Genomic DNA, 15,268 nt, shown 5'->3' with positions numbered 1-15,268 from the left:
GCAAAAGAAGACTTCCGTCCTACTTAAGCAGCAGCTGCAAGCCTTTTTTAATATATTCATCTGTTGTAAGTTTCTCTTTTTCCAATGCCGGTTTGATGCGCTTGACCTCTTTTTCGGAATAGCCAAGCGCCCTGAGTGCCAGGATGGCTTCCTCAAGAAGAGCTGCACTTCCTGTGGCAGCAGGCTTGGCCGCATCAGGATTGAACAGATTGGGAAAGAAGTCCGGAATGGCATCCTGCAGCTTGCCTTTCAGATCAAGGATCATCTGGCGCGCTGTTTTTTTGCCAACGCCCGGGAATTTGACCAGGAACGCTTCATCTTCATCCTCAATCGCCTGGACGACCTGAGCCGGCTCTCCGGAAGCAAGAATTGCAAGGGCTCCTTTTGGCCCGATGCCGGAAACGTTCAGAAGCTTTGTAAACAGCATTTTCTCCTCGCGGGAATGGAAGCCGTACAGGGCGAAAATATCTTCCCTTACATAATGATAGGTGAAAATCCGGATTTCCCCTCCCTGCTTATTTGAATAGCTGAACGGGTTGGGTGTGGCAATTTGATAGCCTATCCCATTATTTTCAATCACTATGTACTCAGGGCCGATAAATTCGACCGTGCCTTTTATATATTCAAACAAATGTCTCGCTCCCCAAATTTTCTGTACCTCATTCTATCATACTACAAAGATTTGCCGAAGAAAAAAGTTGCAATTTTCAGCGTTATTTCTATATAATGGGAGAGGTTTTAAAAAATGACTGGGGGTCAGTGAATTGAAGAAACTATTATCTCTTTTAGCAATTTTCACACTATTATTTGCCGTTGCAGGCTGCTCTTCAAATGAAGATGAGGGCAAAGAGGAAAAAGCTTCTGAAGAAAAGACAGCTGAACTGAATGAGGCTGCTGAATCAAAAATCTATAATAGCGTCCGCATTGCAGAGCTGAAGGTAAACGAGGTATTCAACAAAGAAACAGCTGCTGATGAAGAAACGATCGTCATTAACTCAAGCTTTGCTGATGAAAGCTCTGCATCCGCATTCCTTTCAAAATACTACAGCGAAGATTTGGCAAAAGAAATGTATGCACACTATGCTACAGACCAGAAATCTGAAGATGGCAAGATGATTGTCAATACTGATCCGTTCTTCAACCCTTCATTCCTTGATACAACGCAGGAAGACGTCAAGATTGAAGGCGATGCAGACAAAGCCACTGTGACAACTGCTGAAAATGCAGTATATACAGTGGAAATGAAAGACAAAAATTATATTGTAACCGGCTATGAAAAGTAATGAAGCCGGCCCTGGCCAATTGGACCAGGGCTTTTTTATACACTCTGCTTATGCTACTGGCCGCTTCCGCTTATTGAATAGGACTGAAAGGCCTCCAGCACCTCCGCATATCTGTTCTTCGTCATGATTGGGATGCCCTTTTCAAGCTGTTCCCTTTTCTTGCTTTCAAGCTTCCTTATATCAATCTGAAAAAAAGACTGGATAATGCGGCTTTTGTCCGGCCTGCCGTTATAGATGGTCAAGATGCCTTCATCCGTCAATCCAAAATACCCGTTCGATTTTAATAAAGGTGAAATGTCGTCCACCGACTGCCGGAAAACCATTTGGCCCTCATCCATTTCAACCAGCTGCCACTCGTCATACTTGGACCAGAAATCCTCCAGGGACCAGACGGTTTCCTGAATTTCCTCTTCGCTCATTTCCCCGTCGAGATACACTCTCTCCAGTATAACTGAAAGCTCGAGCGGGCCGCTTTCAGATGCCTGCACCGGGATTCCTGTTTCTGTACCTGCAATTACAGCAAACCATACAGCTATCAGGAGAAATGAGGCAAGCAGCCGGATTGGATTGGTTCTCATAACAGATCACCCCTGGTTTGGATTCCAAAACTTTATTTCTATTGTTTCCAGCTTCACATTAAATATGCCAATTTTTTTAGGGGTATACCGGAGCAGGGATTTTAGAAAAACAGCCTCCTCAGCATGGACAACATTAAAAGGAAAGCGACGGTGAATAAAATTACGACCAGAATTTTTTCCTGCTTATTCTCTTTTTCAACTCCTTGTCCTCCCTTTTTGCCTTTATCTATGTATTGAAAAAGCAAAGCCGCAGCTCTGCTTTTCCAAAAATCAGCGGCCATCGCCATTGAGCCTGTGCCTGAGCGAATGGAACATATCCTTCATGTCCAGGTCGATCTGCTCTCTTGGCCCGCCATCCCTCAGGTCATTGTCTATATTGCGGATGCGGCTGAAGGTGCCTTCATCTGTAACCACTGTACAGGACCTCCCCCGCAGATAAGGGGACACAGCCTGCCGTATGTCCTGCTTTGTCTGCTCTTCCCTGCTGTAGTCGGACAGATCGACAGCAATCAGCACATCGCTTCCGTAAACGACAGACCGGACATCTTCCACATTGCGGACAGCTGCCGTTTCATCGCCTATCTTTTCCGCAAGCTGCCCTTCGTAAGCCGTATAATAGGATCTTTTTGCTTCCTTTGTATTATCATCCAGATGCCCGTGATAATTGGCATCACTGTGGCTGAAACGATTATCATGCTGATAAAAATTCTTGTCATAGGCTGCAAGCGGACTGGATGGATTCTTATCCCGTTCCCTGCCGGCTCCCAGCGACTCTGTGCGGTGTCCCGCTTCAGAAGCTGTATCTTTGCCGCTTCCTCCCATAGCGCAGCCTGTGAGGCCAAGACTTAATAATGCTGCAAATGGTACTGCCAGAAATTTTTGGTTCAAGCGGCTGACCCCCTTCGCCAATTTTGAGCTAGGCTCCTTAATAGCTTACCGGCGAAGGTTCGATTTCATCCTGAAAGTTTTGTCCAGCTAATCCGGGAGATTTTTCTCAAGCTCCATCAGTTCTTTGATAAAAGCCTTCCTTTCGGTAAACTGCCCTGCTGTCATGTCAAGCAGCTGCCTTGTTTTATAAGGTTCATTATATGTCCCTTCTCTGACTAATCTGTTCCATTCCCGAAAAATGTCGGAGGGAAACGCCAGGGCATAAATAAATCCCTTTTTCCTAAGGTACGGAGATAAAACATCATACTTTGCCAGCTCTTCGGCAGACCAGCCGATAAACGGCAGGATCCGGTTGGCATATTGAAGGTAGTCCATACAAACTGAGCCAATGCTTATTAAGTCAAAGTCGATCAAATGAACCTTACCGGTTTCATCTCTTAGAAAATTATGGTGGGCTACATCCCCATGAAGAACTGTTTCATTTTCAGCTTCGAAAAATGCCTTTTCCCGCTCCATACCTTTCAGGGACCAATCCGCCCAGCCCATTAGCTCTTCAATCAATTCTTTCTGGACGAAAAATTTAACCACTGGCTGATTGTTCAAAAACAGCGCTGCCCTTTCACGCCATTTTTCAATCTGGCTGAAACGCGGCAGGACACGATCATAGCGTCCGGCCACCTTCGCTGCTGTATGGTGGTACTGGCCTAACAGGTCAAGCCCGGCGCTGCGGTCAGCTTCATTAAGATAAGAGAAAGAGGCGCCAGGGACAATGTACTCCATGACTCCATAATAATACCTCCCATCATAAAGCGGCTGGACGGAAGATACTGTTTCAAAGCTGCAGGCAGAATCAAAACCTTCTTTTTTGAGGGAAGAGGTGAAGGCCTCCTGGATTTTAAGGCGCTGGTAAGAGGAATACCCTTTCAACACATACATGTCCTGCCCGGCATCAATCAGCATGACATTGTTTCTGACCGGCGAGAGTTTCTTAACAGGAAAAGGGAGGGTTTGGCGCAAATAGGAGAGGAGACGATTGCAATAAGAATCGTCTCCCCAGCTTTTAACCATTAAATTCATAGCTCTCATCGTCAAAGCGCGGCATTCCGAATGCCTGGCCGCCCATCGGGCCATAACCCTGCGGCTGTCCCATGTATGGCGATTGGCCGTAGCCCATCTGCTGTCCATACTGAGGCTGGTATGGGGCTCCATACCCCATTTGCGGCATGCCCATCCCCATATGGTGCATTCCCTGCTGCATTCCATAGTGCATGCCCGGCATCATCTGCGGCATGCCTGAGCCGCAACCGCAGTCATCAGACACTCCCTGGACACCCTGCTGAGGCATGAGCGGCATCTGGGCTTCAGAAGGCATAAGCGGCATTTGGCTTTGCGAAGGCATTAATGGCATCTGGGCCATAGAAGGTGACTCATATTCCTCCATTGCTCCCTGTACCATAGGCTGCTGAGGATATCCGTATGGCATCCCCGGTTCACAGGCACCGTAGCCAGGGCCAGGCATTACCGGTGAAACCGGGTGAAGGCAGGCTGGGTATGGAGGAAATGGATATTGCTGCTGCATGGCAGGCATCGTCTGGGTCGGCTGGAGCGGAAGCTGCTGCTGGGACATAGGAGACAATGGCAGCTGCTGCTGCTGATCTGATATTCCCATAACACCTGTCGGCTGGGCATACATCGGATTTGTGTTGGCCATAGGCATAAAGGATGAAGATTCTTCATATTGGTGGTGCATCTGGCCGGCACCTTCCATTCCAGGCATCATGCCATGCTGGTACGGCATCTGCTGCTGATATGGCATCTGCTGCTGATATGGCATGGAAGCCCCCTGAACCTGCGGATATTGGCCAGGCTGCTGATAACCATGCCCCGGGTTCACCGGAGATCCTTGATAATAGTTTGGCTGATAAGGGTACATAGGCTGTTTATAACCTCCTTGCAGCGGCATCTGCGCTGTTTCTGGACTTTCCATTTCAGGGCTTTCTTCACCAATCTGCTTAATGCCGGGAAGAATATTCATCGGCTTTGGCGGCAGCTGCGGCTGCTGCTTTGGCATGGTGATCGGCATCTGGGCTGCCGGCTCTTCTATCGGCTTCGGCTTGTATTCCTGTTTCGGCATGGCCTTTGGCTTTGGCTGCGGCTTTGGCTGCGGCTTTGGCTGCGGCTTTGGCTGCGGCTTTGGCTGCGGTTTAGGGGCAGGCATGTTCATCATATAGTAATTATTGATATCAATATCCGGAATGATCGGCTGCGGCATTTTTGGAACAAAAGGTGCTTTCGGCTGTTCCATCTTTGGAGCCGTCACCTGCGGCTTTGGTGCTTCTTTCTGTGGCTGCGGCGCTTCCACAGCCTGCATTGGCTTTTCTTTTGCAAAAGGATGCTCTGCTTTTGGCATTTCCTTCTTCGCGCCCATATTGATTTTTGCTTCAGGAGACATTCCCATCGGGGCTTCTTTCTTTATACTTCCCCCTGCTGTAGGAACTTTTATCTTCATCCCGGGCATAATCATATCAGGGTTGCTGAGCTGCGAATTCATCTTCTTCAGCTCTTCAAAGTTCACGCCGTACTTCTTGGCGATCTTCCAAAGAGTATCCCCTTTCTGTACGATATGGATCTTCACTCTGATATCCCTCCTATGCATAAGTCCATACATTGTATGACGGAATGGGCAAATTGCTAATCATTATTAAAAAAACATATGCGGTTCCGGATAAACTTTGCTTCTATTGAAAAAAATAAAACAGTCCCTTCGTCTTCAATGATATGACTGGCAGGCTTGCCATATAACACAGAAGAAAAGGGACTGCTGAAAAGCTCTGATATTTATTTGTTTAATTTACTTCAAAAGGATCAGGATCGTGCAAGCATCCTCTCAAGGGCAAGCCTCGCATTGGATGCATCAGGCTCCGGCACTGTGATCCTGTTCACGCCATTCCCTTTCGCTGCCATCTCAAGCGACCAGGCCAGATGCGGAAGGTCGATTCTGTTCATTGTCAGGCATGGGCACATATTCGGGTTGAGGGAGATGATCTTTTTGTCCGGATGGGATTGGATGATTCTGTTCACAAGATTCATTTCGGTCCCGATCGCCCACTGGGTCCCCGGAGCAGACTTTTCGATTGCCTGGATGATGTAATTGGTTGATCCGGCAAAGTCAGATCGTTCGACTATCTCTCTCCGGCATTCAGGATGCACGATGATTTTCATGTCAGGATAGTCTGCCCTGACCTGCTCGATGTTTGCCATGGTAAAGTTTTCGTGGACAGAGCAGTGCCCTTTCCAAAGGATAACCTTCACTTCCTCCAGATTGCCTTCGTATTCAAGAACTTCAGAGATGGGATTCCAGACGGCCATTCTGTCGAGCGGGATAGCTAGATTGAAGGCTGTATTCCTCCCAAGATGCTGATCAGGCAGAAAAAGCAGCCTTTCTTTTTGCGTAAACGCCCACTTAACCATTTCTTCTGCATTCGAAGAGGTAACGGTGGCTCCTCCATGTGCACCTACAAACGCCTTGATCGCGGCTGTTGAATTCACATAAGTCAGAGGCAGCATCGTTTCGCCGAACATGGCAGACAGCCGGCTCCAGGCTTTCTCAGTCTGGCGGATATCGGCCATATCAGCCATGGAACAGCCGGCCCTCATATCAGGCAAATACACTTTTTGACTTTCTGCGGTCAGGATATCTGCTGTTTCTGCCATGAAATGGACCCCGCAAAATACAATATGCTCTGCTTCTTTGTTCTCAGCAGACAGCTGGGCAAGCTTAAGCGAATCTCCAGTAGAGTCGGCAAATTGGATGACTTCATCTTTCTGATAATGATGTCCGGGGATGAAGAGCTTCTTTCCAAGCCTGCTTTTTACAGCCAGGACCCTTTCCTCAAGCTCTTCCGTTGACATCGTTTTATATTTTTCCGGCAGCAGCTTTGCACCTTGCTCCGCTATCTCAAAAATATTCATCCATTTACCTCCTGAAGCATTTTGACTTTCACACTGATATCCAGCGATTTGACAGAATGCGTTAGAAAACCGAGCGAAATATAATCTACATTTGTTTCCCCATAAGCGGCAAGTGTCTCCATCGTAATCCCGCCTGATGCCTCTGTTGTGATTCCTTCTGGAACGTGCGGCAGCCATTCGCGGATTTCTTCGGGTGACCGGTTATCAAACATGATAACATCCGCCTTTGCTTCGACCGCTTCGAGCACCTGATCCTTCGTTTCTGTTTCAACCTCTATTTTCACCATATGCCCAAGTTTTGACCTGACCGCCTCAACTGCGTTTGAAATACTGCCTGCAAAGGAAATATGATTATCCTTGATCATGACAGCATCATACAAACCATATCGGTGGTTAAAGCCCCCTCCTGTACGGACTGCATATTTCTCCAGCATCCTCAAACCAGGGGTCGTTTTTCTTGTATCCGTGATCCTCGTGCGGCTTCCGGCCATTAACTGTACGGCCTTATTTGTGCTTGTCGCGATCCCGCTCATACGCTGCAGCAGATTAAGGATGACTCGCTCCCCTTTCAGGAGGCTGTGAACCGGCCCGCTCACCCTGGCAAGAGTCTGGCCGGCTCTTATCTGCCCGCCGTCTCCCGCAATCAAATCAACCGAAATAGTGCTGTCCAGTAAAGGGAAGCCTGTCAAAAGGATATCTGCTCCGCAAAAAATGCCATCTTCCTTGGCCAAAAATACGATCTCACCCTGCTCTTGTTCGCCAAATATCAATTCACTGCTCACATCCCGGTCCCCGATGTCCTCGAGAAAAAATTGCTCAAGTAGCAGCCGCAGCTTTAATCTGTTCATTCTCCCCATCCTCTTCTTTTTGATCTTTCTGCTGGATTATTTGTACCCTCAGCCATTTCTGGTCATCCTCAAATGGAAAGTCGCTTCGGAAATGCCCCCCGCGGCTTTCGGTCCTTCTTAAGGCCGCTTCTGTGATAAGCCAGGAGGCAATGAGCATGAAGATAACCTTTACCTCCTCCTGACGATACCCTTCAAGCGAGGCACTGACCCACTTTTCCGTCCCATAACCCTGCAGCCATTCCCTTTGTGCAAGAAGGCCGGAGGCGGTGCGGACAATCCCGGCATTCTGCATCATACGCTCTTTTATTTCCTTGATGGGGGGCAGGCATGGCGAAGGACGGGATCCCCCTTTCTTTATACTCCTCCCCGCCTCATTGCGCTGCATCGGACTGGATAAGATATACCGGGCAAGCTGCCTTCCAAAATAAAGCCCTTCGAGCAAAGAATTGCTCGCCAGCCGGTTCGCCCCATGGACACCTGTACAAGCAGCCTCCCCTATGGCATAAAGGCCATTGACTGAGGTCCTGCCGTCCAGATCGGTCCTTATACCGCCCATCAGGAAGTGGCTGCCGGGAATGACCGGCAGCAGCCCCCGCTTCAGGGATATCCCGTTTTTCCTGCACATCTCCGTTATCGTCGGGAACCGGGCACCGAAATTCCCGATAGAGGTAATATCAAGAAAAATCTCAGTTCCGCTGTTTATATACTCGAAAATGGTTTGCGACACGATATGGCGCGGAGCCAGATCCTTCAATGGGTGGACGTTCTCCATGATGGTGCTGCCATCTGCCGTGACAAGCCTTGCTCCTTCACCCCGTACAGCTTCAGATATCAGGCCTGCGCCTTTGCCGCCAATTGACAATAATGTCGGATGAAATTGAATGAATTCCATATCCGCAACCTCTGCCCCGGCCCTGTAGGCTAAGGCAATTCCATCCCCCGTGACAGTTTCGGCGTTGGAAGTGAAACTGTACAGCTGACCGCAGCCCCCTGTTGCCAGTACAATGTGATCTGAGCAATATTCAGACCGTTTCCCATTCTGCCCTATGCCCCTCACCCCATAGCAGCCGGAGTCATTTGTCAAAAGCTCATACACAAAAAAATCTTCAATGATTTCGATATTCTCATTTCCTTGTCCCATTAAAAACCCGACAAGCTTTTGTCCGGTCGCGTCACCGCCCCCATGGACAATCCGCTTCTCACGGTGCGCACCTTCCATTCCAAGGAGCAGTTCCCCTGATGGACTGTTATCGAAAGGGCATCCTGATGCTCGCAGTTCATTGATTATACCGGGAGCCGCTTCTATCATAAGCCTTGCTGCCCTTTCGTCATTATGCCAGCGGCCCGCTTCCAATGTATCTTTTAAGTGGAGAGAAGGGCTGTCCTGACTGCCGAGAGCTGCCGCTATGCCGCCCTGGGCCATATAGGAATTGCTATCTGTCACCTTTAATTTTGTGAAAATAATCACATTCATATCACGGCTGAGCTCCTTTGCCATTTGCAAAGCTGCCACTCCGCTTCCAATGATGATCACATCGGTGCGATTTGCCATTTTTTCTCCCTCCTGTTTTACAGGTGTCTTGACACCTATATTTACATAGATTTAAACTTATGACAAGTGATTTTTAACATTCATAGATTGGAAGCTGGTTTACGATGAAATATTTTGATTATGCTGCAACGTCTCCATTAGATCCTGATGCGGCAAATGTATATCTGAAAGCGTCAGGTGATTTTTTCGGCAATACTGGCAGCCTGCATGACACCGGGAGCCAGGCAGCTTCCCTGCTCGAAAGCTGCCGTGCCCAGCTTGCCCTCATGCTCGGGGCCGAAAAAGAAGGGATTTATTTTACAAGCGGGGGAAGTGAGGGAAATTTCCTTGCCATCCATGCACTGCTCTCTGCTGCGGACAAGAAAGGAAAGCACATCATAGCGGGCAGGGCAGAGCATTCTTCTGTCCACAGTACACTCAGGCGGCTTATGGAAGACGGCTTTGATATAACCTTCCTTCCTTTCGATGAAAAAGGAAGAATCAGAATCTCCGACTTTGAAGCTGCCATAAGAAAAGATACAGTGCTCGCTGTCATCCAGCACAGCAATTCAGAAATTGGCACCATCCAGCCTTTGATGGAAATAAGCGCTCTTTGCCGGAAGAATGAGATTCTGCTGCACAGCGATATGGTCCACTCCTTCGGGAAAATGGATCTGGCCGGCATTCTTGATCATGCAGACAGCCTTTCTATCTCGGCCCACAAATTTTACGGGCCTAAAGGGGTTGGCGCTGTATACGTCAAACCTGCTCTTTCCTGGAAGCCATACTATCCAGGCAGTTCGCACGAGGATGGTTTCAGGCCCGGCACAGTGAATGTCCCAGCCATAGCAGCTATGATAGAAGCAGCAGGAAAGGCATACAGCTCCCTGGCTGACTTTTCGGTGCTTGCTGCCAGGCAGAGAGAAGTATTTCTTGGAGTGATGAAAGAGGCGGGCCTTCCCATTACAGTATACGGTTCCGACTTACCCGGGGAGCAGCTTGCGTCTACGGTCGGACTTGGGATCAGGGGAATTGAAGGACAATGGATGATGCTTGAATGCAATCGGAGAGGATTTGCGATATCAACAGGAAGCGCCTGCCAGACAGGGATGCAGAATCCTTCCAAGGCCATGAAGGCGATGGAGATGGAGGATGCTGCAGCAAAAGAGTTTATCCGGATTTCCTTTGGCCGGGATTCTGCCTTGGAGGAAATCCACGGGCTTGGCTGCACAATTGCGGGCATCGTCAGGGAATACAGCCGCCACAAGCCTGCTGCTGAATGATCGCTTTCAGGAAAATGCTGTGTTAAAATTGGTTCATTATAGAAGGTGTTAGGAGAGTTTAAGTATGAACGGACAGAAAAAAGTGCTGGGGGATGAACGGCGCACTATGCTGCTTGATCTCCTGAAATCCCGCCAGGAGCCTGTTACAGGGAGCGAGCTGGCCAGAAAGGCGAATGTAAGCAGGCAGGTCATCGTCGGCGATATCACGCTTCTTAAGGCAAAGAATGAACCGATTATTGCCACAAGCCAGGGATACCTCTATCTTCAGCAGGTCCCGCCCGCCCAGCTGTTTGAACGGACGGTCGCCTGCTCCCACTCTCCAGACAAGACAGAAGATGAGCTGAATCTGCTTGTAGATCATGGGGCAACTGTTAAAGATGTAAAGATTGAGCATCCTGTGTATGGAGACCTGACAGCCTCCATCATGGTCTCCAACCGGCGGGAAGTCAAACAGTTCCTGGAAAAAATCAGGAAAACCAATGCTTCCTTCCTCTCAGAGCTTACCGGAGGCTTTCACCTCCATACAATCACCGCTCCATCAGAAGCGATTCTGGATGCAGCAGAACAGGCACTTGCGGAAGCAGCTTTTCTTGTTGACCTTCCATAAGTGCCGGAAAATACAAAAGGCCAGGCTTCAGCAAGCCTGGCCTTTCTTTTATGTTTGTTAATGCACATTGGACGCCTTATCTCTCGCTTTCCTGCCAATCTGGAAATACGGATAGCTTCCAAGTATTTTCACCCCGCAGCCCAGCGCTTCCAGCTCTGCTACCGCTCCGGGTATCAGAATATCATCAGCTTCCATATCAATATCAATGATGAAAAAATAATTGCCAAGCCCCGTTTTCATCGGCCTTGACTCAATCTTGGTCAAATTCAGTTTTCTCCAGGCAAATGCAGATAAAACCTGATGAAGTGCACCCGCCCGGTCTGAAGGCAAGGTGGCCATAACGGTTGTCTTATAGCCCAGCGCCTTTGTTCTATCAAGCTTGACAGGATTTTTCGAAATAACAACAAAGCGGGTGTGGTTATATTGAAAATCATGAATATCCCTCTTCACAATAACCAATCCGTATTCCTCTGCAGCCAGTTCATTGGCAATAGCGGCTGCCTTCATTTCCGGATTCTCTTTAACAAATTGAGCGGCGGCAGCTGTAGAGGTCATATTTTCAGAAGGGATGCCCTTCAAATCCTGGTGCAGGAATTTATGGCATTGCGCAATCGCATGAGAATGGCTGTAAATAATTTCAGTATCCTGCCACTCTTGTGCATGCTCCGGATGCACCATCAGATGCTGGCTGATCGGAGCCGTTATCTCCCCGCAGATCGGCAAATCCACTTCATGAACCAAATAATCCAGTGTAATATTGACAGATCCTTCAAGCGCATTTTCTATTGGAACAACCGCAAAATCAATTTCTCCATTCAAGACTGCGTCCATGCAGCCCGGAATCGTGCGGTAAGGGGTGGATTCCGTCTCCGGAAACATCGCTCTTACTGCCAAGTCAGTGAATGTAGCCTTTGGCCCAAGATAGCCTGCTTTCATAGTCAATATTCCTCCCAAACAGATCCACAGTCCTTTTTATATACTTTAACACTTTACACTATGTATGTCCTTAGTTTTTATGGCTTGGAATGGATAAATCTGAACAAATCGTGCTGACAAGGACGCCCAATTTTAAAAAAAGGAGCCGGAAATCGGCTATGCACCTGATCCCAGCACCTCTACTTTTTCAACAAATTCCAATTTTCTCAGCCTGGCCAAAAGCTCATCAATCTCTATCCCCATCCCGCTCGTATTGAGCGACATGGTAACATTCGCCCTGCTCTGCAGAGGGATGGTCTGATGGATCGTTAAAACATTGCAGCCTGAGGATGCAACAATCCCAAGGAGCTGTGATAATGTCCCTGACCTGTCCTCCAAATGGAAAAACAGGGTGATGAGCCGCTCTTTGATCACTGTATGGAAAGGAAAAACCGTATCCCGGTACTTATAAAAGGCACTTCTGCTTAAGTCGACCTTCTGGACAGCGTCCCACACCGATTCTGCTTTCCCTCTATCAATCATTTCCTTCGCTTCAAGCGTTTTTTTCATGGCTTCCGGAAGGACATCTTCACGGACCAAATAAAACTTCCTATCTGACTTATCCTGTCTCATTCCTTTCACCCCTTCGCGTAAAGCAGTGTCCACTTATATGTATGTATATTGATCCCTGAAAAGCCATGAAGCCTGCACCGGCCCATCAGGGATCCGGCGCAGCGGCTTTATAGGCTATTCAACAAATTCGAATTCAAACTCAAGCAGCTTGATCGTGTCGCCATCCTTGGCTCCGCGTTCTCTCAGTGCCTCGTCCACGCCCATGCCTCTCAGCTGGCGCGCGAAACGGCGGACAGATTCTTCCCGCGAGAAATCGGTCATCTTGAACACTTTGATGACTGCATCGCCGGAAAGGACGAAACTGCCGTCCGGATCCCTTGTGATCACAAACTCAGTCTGAGGTTTTTCATGCTTGTAGATAACCCGGTTAATGCCGTTATCCTCTTCTTCTTCCATGAGAGGGAATTCAGGTGTTTCCTCGATCTTGTCTGCAACAGCAAACAGCAGATCCCTGAGGCCCTGCCTTGTAAAAGCGGAAATCGGGAAGATCGGATGATCATCAGTCAGCCTGCTTTTGAATTCCTTCAGGTTTTCTTCAGCTTCCGGCATGTCCATTTTATTGGCTACAATGATCTGCGGACGCTCTGTCAGGCGCAGATTATACTCTTTCAGCTCTTTATTGATCGTGAGGTAATCCTCATACGGATCACGGCCTTCCACTGCTGCCATATCAATGACATGGACAATGACACGGGTCCTTTCAATATGGCGGAGGAATTGATGTCCCAGTCCAACACCTGAGTGCGCCCCTTCGATCAGCCCAGGCAGGTCTGCCATTACAAAGCTTCTTCCATCTTCTGTTTCAACCATCCCTAAATTCGGGGCGATCGTTGTAAAATGGTATTCAGCAATCTTAGGCCTTGCTGAAGAAACAACCGAAAGCAGAGTCGATTTCCCGACACTCGGGAAGCCTACAAGCCCAACATCAGCAAGAAGCTTCAGTTCAAGGACTACTTCACGCTCCTGGCCAGGCTCGCCATGCTCTGACAGCTCAGGCGCAGGGTTGGCAGGAGTAGCGAATCTGGTGTTGCCCCGCCCTCCGCGTCCGCCTTTTGCGATGATGGCCCTTTGCCCATGCTCAGTCAGATCAGCTATTACCTCTTTTGTATCCGCATCGGTCACAACCGTTCCCGGCGGAACCTTGATGATCATATCCTTTGAATTTCTGCCATGCTGATTTTTGGACATTCCATGTTCCCCGCGGGATGCTTTGAAATGGCGGTTATAGCGGAAATCCATAAGAGTCCGCAGACCTTCTTCCACCTCAAATACAACATCTGCACCCTTGCCTCCGTCCCCGCCGGCAGGGCCGCCCTTTGGCACGTACTTTTCACGGCGGAAAGCAACCATTCCGTTGCCTCCGTCGCCGCCTTTCACATATATCTTCGTTTGATCGACAAACATACTAAAAAACTCCTCCTGTCTGCTGTATGTACACAAAACCGTGAAGCTACAGCAGTAAAAATCTGCTTAAGGCACAGCGGCATTTTCCGCTGCATATCCCCTTTCAGGGCCCACCCAGCTACTCCAATCCCCTGCTGAATGGCATAAACACTTCCAGGGCCAGCTCCTGCTCTGACAGCTCCTCCATCTTCATCCTGATGGCCTGGTGCTGCTCTCCCAGATAAGATCTGATCGATTCTCTCTCTGTTATTATTCCGCTAAAATCAAAAAACAAACGGATTCCATCCTCCTGAGGCTCTATCAATACCGATAAATGGTTATCATGAAAGGGTTTAACCGAACCGTCCAGCCTTGCAAAAAAAGACCTTGTCCAGCTCTCAAGGAACTGGTCATCCAGTTTTCTGCACTTGACGTCATCCAGCACCTCATAATCAATCTGGAACGAATGGTTTTCCCAATTGTAGGTAAACATCAGGGAGGCAAATTGAGGAATATTCAAGTTGGAAAGCTTTGCTTCATTCTGGGCTTCTACAACGATTTCATCGATGATTTCCTTGGCCCTGTCATATTTGCATAGGGAAAGATTTCCTTTAATTAATTGTATTTTATTCATCCAGTCATGGCGTGCATGCCGCAAAACCTCAACTGTGCTCCAATCTTTTTCCATAAATGCACTCCTACACAATTATTAGTGTCATAAGATTGCCTGCTGATAGTATATCAAAAAAGAAGATGGGAGTAAGCAATTTCCTTTCAAAATTGGCTATGTTCAACATTGTTGTTAATTTTGGGCTCATTTTAGCCAGATATTCAACTTTGCTGAAATGCGTGTGAAAACAAAGTTTTACACGAATGAGCCCAAAATCGACAAGGTACAAGCCGGCGAACCGCGGAAAAGCCACGGCAGCCCGTTTGGGATCCATGCCCTTTCCGCGGTCCACGCTTGATCATCAGCCCTATAGCAGGAATCGCATATAAAGGAAAAAAGAAAACTCTAACCTGTCGGTTAGAGTTTTCTGTAGTAAGCTTAAGCTTCTTGAGCAGCTGGATAAACGCTCACTTGCTTGCGGTCACGGCCTACACGCTCGAACTTGACAACTCCGTCCACTTTCGCGAAAAGAGTATCGTCGCCTCCGCGTCCAACGTTCACTCCAGGGTAGATCTTTGTACCGCGCTGACGGTAAAGGATAGAACCGCCGGATACGAATTGACCGTCTGCACGCTTAGCGCCAAGGCGCTTAGAGATTGAGTCACGGCCGTTCTTTGTAGAACCTACTCCTTTTTTAGAAGCGAAAAACTGAAGATCTAATCTTAGCATTTGTTTCA

Annotated in this window: 16 protein-coding genes; 3 read left to right on the top strand and 13 right to left on the bottom strand. The window is 48.3% G+C overall.

Features of this window, described 5'->3' with window-relative positions:
* Positions 1–19 precede the first annotated feature (19 nt).
* Positions 20–631, bottom strand: a complete 612-nt coding sequence (gene ruvA / locus ACQCVH_RS01595; RefSeq protein WP_224898733.1) for a Holliday junction branch migration protein RuvA — start codon at positions 629–631, stop codon at positions 20–22.
* Positions 632–764: 133 nt separating this feature from the next.
* Here ruvA and ACQCVH_RS01590 point away from each other — a divergent pair, with 133 nt between their 5' ends.
* Positions 765–1,283, top strand: coding sequence for an endonuclease (locus tag ACQCVH_RS01590; RefSeq protein WP_426834160.1), 519 nt, complete (start codon positions 765–767; stop codon positions 1,281–1,283).
* Between the two features lie 53 nt (positions 1,284–1,336).
* On the opposite strand, the gene ACQCVH_RS01585 is transcribed toward ACQCVH_RS01590, so the two are convergent.
* The 7 genes from ACQCVH_RS01585 to nadB all read right to left on the bottom strand — a co-directional run bounded on the left by ACQCVH_RS01585 (position 1,337) and on the right by nadB (position 9,121).
* Positions 1,337–1,861, bottom strand: a complete 525-nt coding sequence (locus tag ACQCVH_RS01585) for a BofC C-terminal domain-containing protein (RefSeq protein ID WP_426834159.1) — start codon at positions 1,859–1,861, stop codon at positions 1,337–1,339.
* A 270-nt stretch (positions 1,862–2,131) separates the two neighbouring features.
* A complete protein-coding gene (locus ACQCVH_RS01580; RefSeq protein ID WP_426834158.1) occupies positions 2,132–2,749 on the bottom strand; it encodes a YhcN/YlaJ family sporulation lipoprotein in 618 nt (205 codons plus the stop codon).
* A gap of 87 nt (positions 2,750–2,836) precedes the next feature.
* Positions 2,837–3,826 (bottom strand): phosphotransferase, encoded by a 990-nt coding sequence (locus ACQCVH_RS01575; RefSeq protein WP_426834157.1) that lies wholly within the window; start codon positions 3,824–3,826, stop codon positions 2,837–2,839.
* Positions 3,810–5,384 (bottom strand): SafA/ExsA family spore coat assembly protein, encoded by a 1,575-nt coding sequence (safA, locus tag ACQCVH_RS01570; protein WP_426834156.1) that lies wholly within the window; start codon positions 5,382–5,384, stop codon positions 3,810–3,812. The genes ACQCVH_RS01575 and safA overlap by 17 nt, the downstream gene beginning before the upstream one ends.
* Positions 5,385–5,614: 230 nt before the next feature.
* Positions 5,615–6,721: a quinolinate synthase NadA gene (gene nadA, locus ACQCVH_RS01565; RefSeq protein WP_426834155.1), complete on the bottom strand. Its 1,107-nt coding sequence runs from the start codon at positions 6,719–6,721 to the stop codon at positions 5,615–5,617.
* Positions 6,718–7,569 (bottom strand): carboxylating nicotinate-nucleotide diphosphorylase, encoded by an 852-nt coding sequence (gene nadC, locus ACQCVH_RS01560; RefSeq protein ID WP_426834154.1) that lies wholly within the window; start codon positions 7,567–7,569, stop codon positions 6,718–6,720. Before nadC ends, nadA begins: the two co-directional genes overlap by 4 nt.
* Positions 7,538–9,121 carry an L-aspartate oxidase gene (nadB, locus tag ACQCVH_RS01555; RefSeq protein WP_426834153.1) on the bottom strand — a complete coding sequence of 528 codons (1,584 nt, stop codon included), beginning with the start codon at positions 9,119–9,121 and terminating at the stop codon, positions 7,538–7,540. The genes nadC and nadB overlap by 32 nt, the downstream gene beginning before the upstream one ends.
* Positions 9,122–9,225: 104 nt before the next feature.
* On the opposite strand from nadB, the gene ACQCVH_RS01550 reads away from it, so the two are divergent.
* A complete protein-coding gene (locus ACQCVH_RS01550; protein WP_426834152.1) occupies positions 9,226–10,383 on the top strand; it encodes an IscS subfamily cysteine desulfurase in 1,158 nt (385 codons plus the stop codon).
* 64 nt (positions 10,384–10,447) lie between these two features.
* Complete coding sequence (locus tag ACQCVH_RS01545; RefSeq protein WP_257991936.1) at positions 10,448–10,990, top strand: transcription repressor NadR; 543 nt, start codon at positions 10,448–10,450, stop codon at positions 10,988–10,990.
* 57 nt (positions 10,991–11,047) lie between these two features.
* On the opposite strand, the gene pheA is transcribed toward ACQCVH_RS01545, so the two are convergent.
* The 5 genes from pheA to rpmA all read right to left on the bottom strand — a co-directional run bounded on the left by pheA (position 11,048) and on the right by rpmA (position 15,260).
* Positions 11,048–11,926 carry a prephenate dehydratase gene (gene pheA / locus ACQCVH_RS01540; protein WP_426834432.1) on the bottom strand — a complete coding sequence of 293 codons (879 nt, stop codon included), beginning with the start codon at positions 11,924–11,926 and terminating at the stop codon, positions 11,048–11,050.
* Between the two features lie 156 nt (positions 11,927–12,082).
* Positions 12,083–12,538 carry an ACT domain-containing protein gene (locus tag ACQCVH_RS01535; protein ID WP_035403585.1) on the bottom strand — a complete coding sequence of 152 codons (456 nt, stop codon included), beginning with the start codon at positions 12,536–12,538 and terminating at the stop codon, positions 12,083–12,085.
* 114 nt (positions 12,539–12,652) lie between these two features.
* Complete coding sequence (obgE, locus tag ACQCVH_RS01530) at positions 12,653–13,942, bottom strand: GTPase ObgE (RefSeq protein ID WP_426834151.1); 1,290 nt, start codon at positions 13,940–13,942, stop codon at positions 12,653–12,655.
* A 118-nt stretch (positions 13,943–14,060) separates the two neighbouring features.
* Entirely contained in the window at positions 14,061–14,609 is a 549-nt protein-coding gene (locus ACQCVH_RS01525) for a Spo0B C-terminal domain-containing protein (RefSeq protein ID WP_426834150.1), read from the bottom strand.
* A gap of 360 nt (positions 14,610–14,969) precedes the next feature.
* Complete coding sequence (gene rpmA / locus ACQCVH_RS01520; RefSeq protein ID WP_009796105.1) at positions 14,970–15,260, bottom strand: 50S ribosomal protein L27; 291 nt, start codon at positions 15,258–15,260, stop codon at positions 14,970–14,972.
* Positions 15,261–15,268: the final 8 nt, after the last annotated feature.

This window comes from Bacillus infantis (assembly GCF_050107595.1).
Taxonomy (GTDB): Bacteria; Bacillota; Bacilli; order Bacillales; family Cytobacillaceae; genus Bacillus_AB; species Bacillus_AB infantis_C.
The sequence above is the reverse complement of the archived record's forward strand: the minus strand, read 5'-3'. Positions and strand labels throughout refer to the sequence as shown.

Coding starts and splice junctions, on each gene's coding strand:
- pheA (WP_426834432.1), bottom strand. CDS start 11,926: ATGAAAGCAGGCTATCTTGGGCCAAAGGCTACATTCACTGACTTGGCA.
- obgE (WP_426834151.1), bottom strand. CDS start 13,942: ATGTTTGTCGATCAAACGAAGATATATGTGAAAGGCGGCGACGGAGGC.
- ACQCVH_RS01585 (WP_426834159.1), bottom strand. CDS start 1,861: ATGAGAACCAATCCAATCCGGCTGCTTGCCTCATTTCTCCTGATAGCT.
- ACQCVH_RS01575 (WP_426834157.1), bottom strand. CDS start 3,826: ATGAATTTAATGGTTAAAAGCTGGGGAGACGATTCTTATTGCAATCGT.
- nadA (WP_426834155.1), bottom strand. CDS start 6,721: ATGAATATTTTTGAGATAGCGGAGCAAGGTGCAAAGCTGCTGCCGGAA.
- ACQCVH_RS01535 (WP_035403585.1), bottom strand. CDS start 12,538: ATGAGACAGGATAAGTCAGATAGGAAGTTTTATTTGGTCCGTGAAGAT.
- ACQCVH_RS01525 (WP_426834150.1), bottom strand. CDS start 14,609: ATGGAAAAAGATTGGAGCACAGTTGAGGTTTTGCGGCATGCACGCCAT.
- ACQCVH_RS01545 (WP_257991936.1), top strand. CDS start 10,448: ATGAACGGACAGAAAAAAGTGCTGGGGGATGAACGGCGCACTATGCTG.
- ACQCVH_RS01550 (WP_426834152.1), top strand. CDS start 9,226: ATGAAATATTTTGATTATGCTGCAACGTCTCCATTAGATCCTGATGCG.
- nadB (WP_426834153.1), bottom strand. CDS start 9,121: ATGGCAAATCGCACCGATGTGATCATCATTGGAAGCGGAGTGGCAGCT.
- rpmA (WP_009796105.1), bottom strand. CDS start 15,260: ATGCTAAGATTAGATCTTCAGTTTTTCGCTTCTAAAAAAGGAGTAGGT.
- nadC (WP_426834154.1), bottom strand. CDS start 7,569: ATGAACAGATTAAAGCTGCGGCTGCTACTTGAGCAATTTTTTCTCGAG.